Genomic DNA, 13197 nt, shown 5'->3' with positions numbered 1-13197 from the left:
CGAATACCGGCCGATTCACCGGCCTCTGCGTTTTACCTCCCAGTGTCCAAGCGGGGTAAGCCACTGCCTGATCGGGACAAGACTAATGTCGCCAGGCTGTCCGATGATCAGCGACGGACGTTTCTGGGCGAAGCTGCAAGACGGATCAAAATAGAGGCCTGCGAGCGTAAGGGAGCATGGCTGCGCTCGCTTGATTGCGTTCACCTTTCCGGCCGCCGTGTCAGACAGGAAGTGTGGAGCAAGCTTGCGGCAATCGCCGAGCCGATGATGGCCCGTGTCGATATCGCCACAATGGTGCTTGGCTGGATGGATAATGACGGTCAGTTCCACCTCAATCTGCAGAACGGTATTGCGGTAGATGCCGAGATCCACCAATGCGCCCTTTCGCGCACGCTAAAACTCCTGGAAAAAGCGCGCTACATCCGCCGCGAGCAGAAGCGGCTGTTTCATGATGGCAAGCGCTGGATCACCCGCACCATGATCATCCTGCGGGAGCGTTTTTTTACCGAGCTAGGCCTGGCTCACCAGCTCAAGCAGGCTCGGGAGCGCAAGAAAGAAAAGCGCCGGCTAAAGCTCAAAGAGATCCAGCGTCGGGAGCAACAAAAGGCGCTACAGCAAGCTGAGACGGCCGTAGCCAAACAAGCGCGTCGTCGTGCCTTCCAGACACGTGAGCGAATCGCTACAGAAAACCAGCAGCACGAGCAGCAGATTGAATTCAACCGCAGAAGAGCCGAGCTTGCGGTTCAGCTAAACCAACAAAACCCCAGCCTGACAGGTAGTGCGCTTACCCAGGCGGTAGACGCCCTCTTTCGACGATAGCCTTCCCTTTCAAACGTACCGCTGCCCAGCGGGGCTTTTGCACGCCTGTACCCCAGTCATTACCCTCCCGCCCTCTTAAAACCTCTCAAAACGCCCCAGATTCACGCTAACGGGTATGCGTTTCTACCCATTCAGTTCTCGATAGAGTCAATCTGGTCAGTTCCCCCTTTAGCTGTTTTGAGTTAAATGCAAAAAAAAGTGTTGAGTGGTACCCGCTTCGCTTAAAGAACAGAGCCTTTAAGCCCTGTGCATAACCCAGGCACGGTGTAAGACCGGGCTCCTCTGTAATTTATGTTCCCCGACTTCGCGCCTACAGGCGCGCGGGGTCCCCTGGGTTCTCCCTGGAGCAACAGAGCCGCCTGGAGGTCTTAGCGCCCTTCCAGCTGCTGCACGCCGCAGGCGTCGTTTAGCAGCTTCACGGCGCGCCTCTGGCTTCGTCTCGCACGCGAGCCGGGGTAATCAGTGACGGAGGTGGCTGAGAATCTTTCGCTCGTTCCAAACGGAGCGGCTTGAGAGAAGAGCGCAGCGCTCAAATCAGGCAAAAGCAGAGACAGGCCGTATGGGCGCGTAGGGGGGCCGTGGAAAGGGGGACCTCTGCAGGGTTTTGCAGGGTTTTATTGGGACTGAAAACGCCACGCAGGCCCCGCCGTGGGCCGTACAGAGGCCTGTGCAGGGGTGCAGAAAAAGCGACCTATTTAGCCCGCAGGCGTCGCGGGGGGACAACTGCGCGCGCCGGGTGCTGGAGCATGGGAAATTTCCCAAAAGCGCACCAGGGCTGCCGTGCGGGCCTTTGTCGTGATCGAGCCGCGTGCGGCTGGCCTAGGCCTTACCGTTGGTCGGTGGCAGGGCTGGAAAGCAAGGGAAGGCAGGCAAGATGGTGACTGGTCGAATGGCGGCATCGTTGCGCCGGGTCGCTTCGCCGTGCATCATAAGCGGCGGTCTTTTGTCTGGACCAAACGGCTGAGGCTGAAGATGCGCCCGGCAAAGAGAATTCATTGCACCTGGAGCGGCCTGAAACAGCTGGCCAATCGAGGGGAGAAAAGCGTAGCGCGTAGATAGATATTGCGGACACAAAAAAGCCCGGCTGGAACCGGGCTTTTTTGAACAATTCAGAACAGTTCAATCTTGGCGGATCTGTAGCTGTTCAACAACGCATTTAGCTGAGGCTTAGTATGGCAATCAGTGCACTTTCGTGCAACCTGAAAAAAAGCCACTCATCGCTCAGTTGCGGTCCCTTGGGCTGTAAATGAGGCGGTTGTGTGGTAGGGCGTATGTGACACGGGTCAACAACGGCGGCAACTTCTGCGGCCACGATCCTGCAGCACCACGCCTGGATTTAAGGAGCAGCACCGACAAGCAGCGGCCCAAGATCCTGCGCGCCCTGCAGGAGCGGATCTGCCGCTATTTCAGCAATCCTGCCTGCCTTCCCTCCTTAAACGCAGCCAATCAAAGCACTCGACAGCAGCGCAGCGAGCGGCGCGAGGCTTGTCTGCTTGCCCTTTCCGTCATACTTGAGTTCCTGGACCTCTCTTCCCTTCGATGTGGTGTTCCAACATCGACCGGCTTTATGTCTCTTACGGTTGAATACCTCTGCAGCTTTACTGGCATGAGCCAGCGCCGCATGGAGCGCGCATTGGCCGATCTGAAGCGGGCTAACATCGTGACTGTTGCCCAACCCAGGCAGCTGCAGGCTGACGGCTCCTGGAGAGGACTGGCTGCAGTCAAAGCCGTGTCTCAGCATTTATTTACAGCATTTGGCCTGACCGAATGGCTCAAGCATGAGCGGGAGCGGGCAACAAAGCGCCTGGCCAAGAAGGCAAGCAAGGCCGGCGGTACACTTACTCAATGGGCACGAACTCACCTGGTGATCGGTGGCCGGAGTGACCGAGCCGCTAACAAGTCATCCAGTCGACCAGGCCAAACCAGGATTGATCCTCAGACCTGGTCGAAGGCGAGGACCGAGCTGGCCATTGCGCTGCAGCTGAAGCACCCCGACTGGCCTGCTACTGCAGTAAACAAAGAAGCCGACCGGATCCTGACCGAGCGATACGGCGCAGCCTGATTAGGCCCCTACCCTTTCCGCCTCTGCCTAAAGTCCTTTCTGCTAAGCCTTCCTGGCTGAATTTCTACTTGTGAGTGCGTCTTATCGACGAGACCTATGTTGGTAATGGCAATACAAAACCAACCGAATCTCTCCAGTTTCAATTAAGTGTCGGAATTATTGATGTTAGGTGTCACTCATTAATCAGCCCGTTAAAGAAACAGAACAGCAATGGAGCCATGCTCCATTAAAAATGCTCCCCATCGTCGCGCTAAAGCGCGAGGGGGTCCCCCAGGCACGACCAAGCATTTTCATCCTGCTGAACCCGCACCGCTCCAGAGGCTGTAAGCCTTCGGCTTTTCGCCACTTCACGGTGCCGCCTTACGGCATAGGCGCGCAAAGCGCACCGGTGATCAAGATAGAGCAGCTTGTAACCCGCATGAACTCTGGCGATTAATACTCGCTAATTAGCGTTTTAGCGAAATAGCTAAAACATGTTGCATTCGGTTTTAAACCAGTTATGCTTGCACCGTTCTTAGCGAATTAGCTAATTCGCTAAATAGCGATTCATAAGGGAGGGTAGTAATGGCCTTAAAAATTGCCGTTGTGTCTCAAAAAGGTGGTGTAGGCAAGTCAACATTTTCACGTGCATTAGGAGCCGCATATGCCGGTGCTGAATGGACCACTTTGATTGCTGATATGGATATTCACCAAACGACCTCACGCGTATGGCATCAACGTCGATTAAGGGCTGACATTAAACCTGTCATTGATGTCCAGACCTTCGGTAGTCCTGCGCAAGCTTTAAAGCTTGTAGACAGCTATGACGTAGTGATTTTTGATGGTGGTCCACAAGCTACCCGTACAACGGCAGAGATCGCAAAAGCTGCCGATCTCGTTGTCCTTCCTACCGGCCTGGCTATTGATGATCTTGAGCCAACGACAGTGCTAGCTAACACTTTGGCTGATAAGGATGGTGTGGACCCTAAACGAATTGTTTTTGCATTGTCCCGGACAACTGGATCTCCAGCTGAGCAACAAGCAGCACGCGAATACCTGGGATATACCCGCTTTGAATGTTTGGCCGGTACGATTCCTGAGAAACCGGCATTACGCCAAGCTCAGGACAGCGGCCTATCAATCATAGAGGCTCGATTCAAGGGGCCTAGAGATGCTGCGGACGAAGTCATACAGGCCGCAATTCTCAAACTCGAATCTATTACTGAATAGTTAGCTAAAACGCTATTTAGCGAATTCGCTAAATAGCTATAATACTGGAGATATGGAATGGCTGGACCAACCAAAAAACCTGGCATTAGCAAAGGGACCCCACCACCGGCAGGTGCTCCAGTTGTGGGTTCAGAGAATACTCAAAAGGTCGGAGCCAAGGATCTAGTCGATTTGAACTTCAAGGTCCCTGAAGACTTCCGTCTTGAGTTTCAGGAGAGACGGTTACGCCACCGCATGAAGTCGGGTAGGGCATATCTGGAATACTTGCTTGAACTAGATAAGAAAGTGAACAGCTAATTCAAAGCGGAGAAAAAGCTCTGACCTTTTTCTTTGGAATAATTCGCTAAATAGCTATTTAGCGAATTATGAATTTGATCAGCGGGGACTCTGACCTCCCCGCTGATCTGTAACACACAAATATCCTGCGAGAGATTTTTATATGTCACATCTGCAGTATACAGCAGTGCTCAATACTTCCCTATCTGATGCCGGAAAATTGCCGTGCTGGCACCTTGCCGCCTATATGGCTAGGCTGCGCCCTCGGTTTCGCGTGTTGCTTTTGAATCAACTGGCGAAGGGGGGAGCAAATGGGAAAAGAAAAAGATTGTACTAAACAGCTGAGAACGCTTTTAAAACGAGCCCAGGTATACGTGGCGTATTATGCGAGCGATGAGAAGAACACGGCGGCTCAGGATCTAGCAGCACAGATTGATGATCTGCTTGGCCCGGATAAAAATAACTCTAAATTAGCTAAATAGCGAATTCGCTATTTAGCTAATTATATTCCGCTCTATCCTCTATAGGAAAGCGCAGTAAAGGTACGAAGCTATGCTCATCGTTCGACTAGAAAGCGGTATAACCTTAAACCTTGAGCGATCTGTAGGCAGTGCGGGAAAGCATGGGATTTGGGAGTTTCACCGTGCAGCTAACTCTTACATGCGCCCGCCGAACTACACGCCTTTCCGACATGCCGCGATACTTCCATCAGACCCAAGTGCTAACCAGACGGTCAGCGTAGCGATTTGTGCTCCGGGGATGCCGGAGGCGGAGTGGATTCCAGTAGGGGAGGGGATCGCCACCCATGAGGAGTGGTAGCTAACTTGGAATGACTATGAAGCCTAATAGGAGCCTCATAGTCATTAGGTATATTTATTCGAGGCGCAGATCAGGCTCTGGCATGTGTACAGCTGCACTAGGCGTTTTGAGGCGCTGCCAGGAATAGATTTCGTCCTCTACCTCAAAGGCGAGATATTCCGCTTTGTTACGTTGATCATAATCGTATTCAACCCATCTGCCCCGAATACGCTTGGCTAAGACCACCCAGCGAGTCTCTCCGCCGTTATCTTCACGAAGCGTCAACCAAGCGCGTTGGATGTCTTTAGAAGGAACTCCCTTAATCCATTCATTAGACTGATCCTCCTGTTGTTGTATCCCTGTCATTACCTGCCCTCATACATAACTGCACAACATTATGCTTTCTAAAGGGCTTGAAGTCCTTACAGCATAGAAAGCTGGTCATCCGACTGCATTAGCGCGGCAGCCTCCCGTTTGAACCGGGACACTGTACTGGTCGAGCAGCCGAGCAGATCCGCCGTTTTGCGAACAGAGAAACCCTTAGCTAGGCAGTCCTGAATCCGGCGCCGTTGCTCATGGTCGGTTTGACGTCCGCGGTACAGGCCGGTGCTCTTAGCCTTCTCAACGCCTTGTATTTGCCGCTCGCGCCGTAGGTCGTAGTCCTTCCGTGCAAACGCAGCCATGAACTCCAGAAACATCTGGCTGATGGCTTTAAGCATCCACTCCTGAATTCCGTCCTCGCCCGTAGGTTTGAGTACGGCATGCGTGATGGGTAGATCGAGCGCGACGACCTGGAGGCCTGCCGCTGCGATCTGGTTACGCAACTGTTCCCAGGCCGGTCTGGGAAGGCGGGTCAGTCGGTCGACTGATTCGACCAGGAGCACGTCACCAGGTGAGGCATCAGCAAGCAAGCGCAGCAGCTCGGAGCGATCCACTGTCGTGCCCGAGGCATTCTCTATATAGAAGGCCGCAATGCGCACACCTTGATCGGCTGCAAAGGATTGAAGCGTCTTTCGAGCGCGATTAGCGTCCTGGTCGTCGGTGCTGGCTCGAAGGTAAGCGCGAATGAACATTTAAGGCCCTAGGTGTAGTCGTTAGGTGTAGCGAATTATAAGTGTAGTCGTATAAGTCGTTTTACCTATTTATCGCTACACCTGAAAGGCCTGTTTTGGGTGTAGTCGCTGGGGTATACCCAAATGACTACAGCTATAGTGGCATAGGAGTTGAATAAGAAGTTAATGGAACCGAGGCGACAACACTGTCACTTATAAGTCTTCTTGATTATCTAGATTTTGTTCATGATCCCTATCAGAACAACTATTTGTCACCTTCCGACTTGGCCTGGATTTACTCAAGGAACCGCATTGCAAAGTCCGGGGTTGTCTACTGGCGCCTCCATTGCTAAGCAAGAGCCTTACACGATGATTCCAAAGAGCGTCACGCTCGATGGGCGCCCGGTACCAGTAGGAAGCTTTAAACTTTCTGGAAGTGAGGACAAAGCTTTGTTAGCAGCCCTGCTTAGACCGCAGAGTGAGGTACAAGAAGCAGATGTACCTACTTACATGCAAGTAGTCTCTAAACCTGATGATAAATGGCATTGCTATCATGCTAAATCTTCATCTAATGGAGAAAACAAGCCGGTTTGCACCTTTGAAGTGTATACCCAGTCTGACAGAAATGGGCTTAAATACTTAGCCGCTAAATGCCTTTCTCACCCTGACCGTAATGATGAAAAAGGGGTAGCTTTTACCAAAGAATTTGATACACGATATTTGAGACAGCCAGAGCTTTCTCAGAGCGAAACACATTCAAACCCTTCCTCTAGCGTATTTAAAGTCACTTTTGACTCTCAGAGCCAGAGTAGTCTGGCCAAACGATTACAGGCTCTATCAGAATTGATCGAATCTAGGACTCAGCTTTCAACTACTGGTTATCAAGCAGCAATAGTTCGTCTAAACCATACTTCTATATCGGATAGTAATGTAAGAATGACTATAAAACGGGCTCAACAGTATATAGATTCAGCAAAGCATTATTATCCAGCTGATACGTTAAAAAATTTAGCAAAGTTACAGCGCGATAAGATTAATAGAACTTCAGATGGAAAGCTTTTAGGTGGGATAGAGATGACACCTACGCAGCTTACTGAATGTTTAACGAAATGTAGAGAGATTGGGTTTTCTAACTGTGACATGCAAGCTTTAGAAGTTGCAATCCATATCCAACATTGCTTAGGAATAAAAGACTTTACAATATTTAGCAATAAAGAAATAAGCCATAATTATGTTGTAATAAATAAAAGCAAAGAATTTCCCAAAGGCATGATTGTTGATTCTTGGACTGGGAAAGGTCTGCAAGAGCTAAATTTTAAAAATAAATTAATATTTAAACATCGAGAGCACAATTTGGAGGTAAATAAAAACATGCACGAATGGGTAAGCATGTATGGAAGCAAGTACATTTTAGATGAAATATAAATAAAGCTATATTTTTATAATTTCTTATATAGGTTGTTAGCAGAGTATAAGAAGCTAGCTCAGGCAATATAGCCTTTGAAAAGCTATGTGGTCGTTAGGGTACACCCTAATGAATACATCAGAGTAGAGCAGCCACAGGTCTAACTACTACTTATCTAAATATTACTAGTGACCTGATAACTATCTTTAATCCTAATCTCAATGTGGTACGCGCTGAACACCTCGCGGATCGCTGGGTGATTGTTCAGGCTGATGATGGCCTTGCCCTTGAGCTGGCCTAGCATGCGGGCTATTTCCTCGAACTGCTCAAAGCCAAACGGCACGCCGTAGCCTTCTGTTTCCCAGTAGGGCAGATCCATGTAGAAGAACGTATGTTCGCTGTCGTAATTCTTGATGCAGTCCTGCCAGGACAGGTGCTCAATTTAAGTATGGGACAGGGCTCGGTGCGCTGCAGAAAGTTTTCCCTCGATGAATAGGAAGTTTAGGCAGGCTGAAGTGGCGGTGCCATAGGTCTGCTGTTCAAGCTTGGACATTAGGGTCATTTGCTACAGGTGGAAGCAAGCGAATTGCGCTCTGAGACTTAAATTCAAAAACTGTTCGAGTTTATGTGAAATTAGTTCTTTCTACTTCACTGGATTAAGTAGTTAGGTTGAATCTGCGCCCAGTTTTTCAACAATATTCCTATAGGGTCTTCTTTGACACGAGGATCAGGGTGACTGCCATAAAGCACGCCAATAATGTTGTCCAAATCTTTAGTATCAACTCTAGCTCGAAGTGCTTCAGGACGAATATCGCGATTAAACATCATGCCCAGCTCTTTCGCTTCATCAATTTGTTGAGCAGGATTTGCTTGTCTAGATCTGCCGAAATCACCAATTGCTACACGATGGCTATCCGCATCGTGAAAGAAATTCTTTATATCAATGTCGCCATGCTTAAATCCCTTGTCGTGCATAGCTTTTAAACATGATAAATAGCCATGTATTGCATCAAGCATAAGCTCCTTTTTTTCATCGGGACGGAGCGCGCGTTCACGAAAGATCTGCTCCAAGTGGGCTTTACCATCGCCCCCGGTCATGCGCTCCATAAACATATAGGAGCACTCATCGCTTGTTACATGAGCAACATCAAGGGCTTTAACAAATCGAGGATTGTCTCCTAAAGCCTGATGATTTGCATACTCTAAAGCAGCTTGCTCATAACCGACGAACGTCTTCATAGCAACGTATGCATTAGCGTGATCCTCAGGAAGCTGATGGTTACGTGCAAGAGATATATTTACCGAGTTTGTACCACTCCCGAGTATAAGATTACCGTTTCGATCATAGTTTCGTGGTAGCTCTAGCCGTTCCACTATGTGAACCGAAGGGCGTTCTTGAGTAATATACGCGTGGCCACTTTCTGCGTTAATTTTACTACCGATAATACCCGCTGAGGATAAGTCATCCCGAGTACCTAAATAGTCTCTGGCTATAGGCCCACCGCTGTGAGGGTCTATAGCTCCTGTCTGAGGCCGTTGGGGTGTATCGAATCTATTTCTAAGCAAATTCAATGCATTATTGAGCATCATGAGTTACTGATGACTAATCAAGGTTAATATAAGTGAACCATTTTTTTTATTGGTTCCAAATATAAGTAATGTTAGCTTGCTATGGTTGTTCAGACGAGCACCATATATTTCAACGCCCTCAACAAAAAGCTTAAGCCTCAACCTTGGCAATTTTTTTATTGCTGTAAAGCGAGTTCATAGGGTTTAAAGCGGATCACCTCATCACCGATCCACTCATTGAGCTGGGCCAGGCGCGCCTGGACGGGTTCGAGTTCATTGGCGGCATAGATCAGCGCCGCATCCCGGATCGAGCCAAAGCCCCCGGCGTTTTGCGGGACGATGCCCATGAGTTGTGGCGGGATGCGTAGGCCCGCGAGCATGTCGTCGCGGGTGATGTTCTTGATCGAGCCGAAGTCATCCTTGGCCGCCACTTCGCTGATCGGGATCAGCTGGATGCCGTCCTTTTTGCCGTTGGGGGAGTACATGAAGAGGTTGCGGAAGTTGCCCGGTCCCTTGGCTGACTTGAGCGCCTGTCGCATGGTGTCCACGTCGCCCTCGTTCTGGGCCGGGTCGGTCATGTAGAGAATGAAGCCCGCGTGGCTGCCGTTGTTGTAGTACTTGCGGCGGAAGAGGGTGGCCGACTCGTTCAAAAGCGCCGACTGCAGCGCGGCGATCCACTCCGGCAGGCCATAGATCTCCTGGTTAATGTCCACTTCGCGCAGGTGGTAGATCGACCCCGGCTCAAAGGCGTGTTCTTCTCTCCATGCCTGAACCATATAGAACTGATCGCCCAGGCCTCTGCGCATGTATTTAGCCAGGACAGGGGAGAGGGTAAGCGTGCTGCCCAGCATCGAGCGGCGGCGCTCCAGATAGGCATTACCAAAGGTCAGCCAGTCCAGGACCAGCTGCTCGAAGGCGGCGCGGCTCAGGAGCTTATGCGGAATAAAGGTGCGGGCCAGCATGTTGCGTTTGAAGTTAAGGCCTGACTGCAAATAGACGCTGGCCCGCACGGACTTGGCGAGGCCATCGAGCGAGAGCGGCGGATCGTAATAGCGGCCGTTGTACCAGCATTCCAGGTAATCAAGCACCTCGCGACTGTCGAGGACCGGGACGGCATCGCCAAAGGTAAAGGCTTCGATGCCGGCAGGGTTTAAGGCGTTGTCTGCCACCGGCGCCGGCGGTAGATCCTGAAGGGTAGTGCTCATCAGTGAATCTCCATAAAGCCGGTATTGGCAGCGGTCTGCCCTTCGAGCGGCTCGTTGTGTAAGGCGTGAAATAAGGCCCAGGCCAGATCCGCGTGGCCGGTCTCTTCGCTGCGGCCGGCGGTATAGGTGAACTGCCGACCGCTTGCGGTGATGGTCTTGCGAATGGCCATGAGCGCAGCGGCCATGTCGGTCCAGCCGGCGTCGAATTCGAGGCGGCCGTTCTTGATCACGTCATAGGCCTTGAGGATCAGGCGCGTCTTGACCTCGGGCGAGTAGCTAAAGGTGGTTACGCCTGGAAAGAATTGCTTTACCAGCTGCGCAACGCCTGAGCCCATGCCGGTGGTATCAATACCGATATAGGTCACCCAGTAGCGCTGGGTCACCTTGCGTATAAATTCAGCCTGCGCGGCAAAGTCCATACCCTTGAACTGGTGACGCTCCAGGACCCGGAACTTGCCACCGGGAACTATCGGCGGAGCCAGGACAACCAGGCCAGCCGTGTCGCCGGTTTCGGCCGGGTCGTAACCAATCCAGACCGGACGATCACCCAGCGGCCGCAGGGCAAAGGGTTTGTAGTCCTCGGCCCACTCGACCCAGCTGTCCACCATGCATGGCTGCAGCATGGCCAGCGGAAAGATCGACGCACCGTCATCAACGAACTCACACATGAGCAGGTTCTGGAAGGCCTCGGCGGCATACTCCATGCGCAGCTCTTCCAGGTCGAACAGATCACAGCCACGCGCCTCGGCATCCAGAATGGTGACGATCTGTCGCCAGATCTTGTCCTCACACAGCCTGCCTAGCTGTAGCGAATCATGGCTGACATCAATCTTAAGATGCTGCGCGGTGGGCTTGCCTTTGTTGAGTCGCTCGCCGGTCCACCATTTATAGGCCTCATGAGCCATGGAGCTGGGCGTTGAGAAATAGGTTTTCCGCCACTTCTTGTGCAAGGCCATGCCCGAGGCAACCTTGTTCAGCTCCTCGAACTTGTAGGTCCAGAAGAATTCGTCAAAGTAGAAGTTGCCCGAGCGTCCCTGGGCGGTGCGGGCATTGGTGCCCAGGAAATGCAGTTCGGCATTGTTGGGCAGTACGATGGGGTCGCCGGTGAGCTGACGACCGAGGACTTCATTAACGAAGGCCTGCATGTAGTTCTTGAACTGATGCGCTTGGGCCTTACTGGCTGACAGGAAAATCTGGTTTCGCCCAGACACCAGGGCATCGATCAGGGCTTCGCGGGCAAAGTAGAAGGTGGCCCCGATCTGCCGGCTTTTCAGGATCATCCGGGTCCGCTGGTTCATGGTCCGATACCAGTCTTTCTGGTAATCGAAGCAGCCATCCACAAAGGCCTCGGTCAGCTTTTCGATGTCCTCTTCGCTAAAGTCGTTTTTCTTCGGCTGCTTTTTCGGCCCCTCGTTACGCTTGGCAAGGTTTGGGTTCAGCTCGGTTTCGGTACCGCCCCCCTTGAAGCGTTGAATCCGCGCCTGACGCTCCAGCTGCCGGTGTAACAGATCAATCTCCTTGAAGTCGCCGCCGGTTTTGGCTTCCTTGAGGATCAGCTGTACCAGGCGCGCCTCAAGCGCACCGCCAATGCGCTCGACGTTATCGGCCCGGTCCCACTCGTCGCGGGTCTTCCAGCTGTGCAGGGTCTTTTCTTTCTCGTCCGTAGTTTCGGCTATTTCAGAGATACGCCAGCCCATCCAATACAAGAACTTGGCTTGGCGGCGAGTATCCATCGGCAGGGTAAGGGTGGCTTCGTTCATGACGGGACTGGCTGTGTTTGATGGCTGTCAGTCTGCCGCCTCGTCCCTCATCTGCTTAGCGCCGCATCTTGTAAACAGCCGATCTACAACCCCGGCTCGTTGCTGCGCCTGCCCCACAAAACGACCATGCCCTCACTGCCAACGCACCCCGCGACCCCGCATTGAGGACCTCACGGCATGAGCACTAAAAAGAAATTCCGTTCCAAGCAATTCCGTGTTGCCGTTGAAGGCGCAACCACGGACGGCCGCACGATTGAACGCAGCTGGATTGAGCAGATGGCCGCCAATTACGACCCCAAGGTCTACGGCGCACGCATCTGGATGGAGCACTTCCGCAGCACCCTGGCCGATTCGCCTTTCCGCGCCTATGGCGATGTCCTGGCCCTGTCTACCGGCGAAGTCGAGATCAATGGCGAGAAAAAGCTGGCCCTGTTTGCCCAGATCGAGCCTACCGACGACCTGGTAAACATAGTCAATAACCTTAAGCAAAAGGTGTACACCTCCATTGAGGTGAACGAGAAGTTTGGCTCTAGTGGCCAGGCGTACCTAGTGGGTTTGGCCGTCACCGACAGCCCAGCCAGCATTGGCACCGAAATGCTTTCGTTTGCGGCTCAGAACCCCGAAGCCAGTCCCCTGAAAGCCCGCAAGCAGTCTCCCGACAACCTTTTCACCGCCTGCGAAGAAACCTGCATCGAGCTGGAAGAAGTGCAGGAGAAGGCCTCCATCGGTTCGGCCTTGTTCACGCGCATCCAGGACATGTTCAAAAGCAAACAAGTCCAGGACAACCAAGAGTTCACCCAGTTTGGCGAAGCCGTGGTCGAGCTGGCTGGCCACGTCCGTGATCAGGGCGAGGACCTCGCTAAGGTGCAATCCCAGCAAGGCGAATTCAGCCAGGGCCTGGAAGCACTTGAAGCCCGTCTGACCGAACTCACCGACACCCTGGGCAAGACCGCCGACCACAGCCAGCAGCAGCGTCCGCCGGCCACCGGCAGCACCGGCCAGATCCTCACCGCTTACTAAAACCCGCCGCATTCTCGGGAGA

At 52.3% G+C, this 13197-nt stretch carries 14 protein-coding genes; 8 read left to right on the top strand and 6 right to left on the bottom strand.

The genetic code is table 11. From position 1 onward, the window contains the following. From IEX86_RS23085 to IEX86_RS23060, 6 genes are all read left to right on the top strand, one after another. Positions 1-819: hypothetical protein (locus IEX86_RS23085; RefSeq protein WP_188868518.1), on the top strand; the 819-nt coding region annotated here is incomplete at its 5' end. A 1273-nt stretch (positions 820-2092) separates the two neighbouring features. Further along, positions 2093-2881 (top strand): replication protein RepA, encoded by a 789-nt coding sequence (locus IEX86_RS23080; protein ID WP_188868517.1) that lies wholly within the window; start codon positions 2093-2095, stop codon positions 2879-2881. 564 nt (positions 2882-3445) lie between these two features. Then, positions 3446-4090, top strand: a complete 645-nt coding sequence (locus IEX86_RS23075; RefSeq protein ID WP_188868516.1) for a ParA family protein — start codon at positions 3446-3448, stop codon at positions 4088-4090. A gap of 57 nt (positions 4091-4147) precedes the next feature. After that, a complete protein-coding gene (locus IEX86_RS23070; RefSeq protein WP_188868515.1) occupies positions 4148-4387 on the top strand; it encodes a hypothetical protein in 240 nt (79 codons plus the stop codon). A 290-nt stretch (positions 4388-4677) separates the two neighbouring features. Next, a complete protein-coding gene (locus tag IEX86_RS23065; protein WP_188868514.1) occupies positions 4678-4848 on the top strand; it encodes a hypothetical protein in 171 nt (56 codons plus the stop codon). A gap of 70 nt (positions 4849-4918) precedes the next feature. Beyond that, positions 4919-5185, top strand: coding sequence for a hypothetical protein (locus tag IEX86_RS23060; protein ID WP_188868513.1), 267 nt, complete (start codon positions 4919-4921; stop codon positions 5183-5185). A gap of 54 nt (positions 5186-5239) precedes the next feature. On the opposite strand, the gene IEX86_RS23055 is transcribed toward IEX86_RS23060, so the two are convergent. Continuing rightward, complete coding sequence (locus tag IEX86_RS23055) at positions 5240-5530, bottom strand: hypothetical protein (RefSeq protein WP_188868512.1); 291 nt, start codon at positions 5528-5530, stop codon at positions 5240-5242. Between the two features lie 56 nt (positions 5531-5586). Further along, positions 5587-6237 (bottom strand): recombinase family protein, encoded by a 651-nt coding sequence (locus IEX86_RS23050; protein WP_188868511.1) that lies wholly within the window; start codon positions 6235-6237, stop codon positions 5587-5589. Between the two features lie 225 nt (positions 6238-6462). Between IEX86_RS23050 and IEX86_RS23045 the strand changes: the two genes are divergently transcribed. Next, a complete protein-coding gene (locus IEX86_RS23045) occupies positions 6463-7641 on the top strand; it encodes a hypothetical protein (RefSeq protein WP_188868510.1) in 1179 nt (392 codons plus the stop codon). 155 nt (positions 7642-7796) lie between these two features. Here IEX86_RS23045 and IEX86_RS23040 read toward each other — a convergent pair whose 3' ends face one another. The 4 genes from IEX86_RS23040 to IEX86_RS23025 all read right to left on the bottom strand — a co-directional run bounded on the left by IEX86_RS23040 (position 7797) and on the right by IEX86_RS23025 (position 12155). Further along, entirely contained in the window at positions 7797-8000 is a 204-nt protein-coding gene (locus IEX86_RS23040) for a DNA adenine methylase (protein WP_188868509.1), read from the bottom strand. 269 nt (positions 8001-8269) lie between these two features. Then, the gene (locus IEX86_RS23035; RefSeq protein ID WP_188868508.1) at positions 8270-9211 is read right to left on the bottom strand and encodes a protein kinase domain-containing protein; all 942 of its coding nucleotides are present in this window, start codon (positions 9209-9211) and stop codon (positions 8270-8272) included. Positions 9212-9366: 155 nt separating this feature from the next. Continuing rightward, entirely contained in the window at positions 9367-10395 is a 1029-nt protein-coding gene (locus IEX86_RS23030; protein ID WP_188868507.1) for a phage portal protein, read from the bottom strand. After that, positions 10395-12155: a terminase ATPase subunit family protein gene (locus IEX86_RS23025; RefSeq protein ID WP_188868506.1), complete on the bottom strand. Its 1761-nt coding sequence runs from the start codon at positions 12153-12155 to the stop codon at positions 10395-10397. Before IEX86_RS23025 ends, IEX86_RS23030 begins: the two co-directional genes overlap by 1 nt. Positions 12156-12332: 177 nt before the next feature. Between IEX86_RS23025 and IEX86_RS23020 the strand changes: the two genes are divergently transcribed. After that, the gene (locus tag IEX86_RS23020; protein ID WP_188868505.1) at positions 12333-13175 is read left to right on the top strand and encodes a GPO family capsid scaffolding protein; all 843 of its coding nucleotides are present in this window, start codon (positions 12333-12335) and stop codon (positions 13173-13175) included. Positions 13176-13197: the final 22 nt, after the last annotated feature.

The sequence above is a fragment of the Pseudomonas asuensis genome, from assembly GCF_014646755.1.
Lineage (GTDB): Bacteria > Pseudomonadota > Gammaproteobacteria > Pseudomonadales > Pseudomonadaceae > Chryseomonas > Chryseomonas asuensis.
Note: the sequence above shows the minus strand (reverse complement) of the source record. Positions and strands in the feature narration are given on the sequence as shown.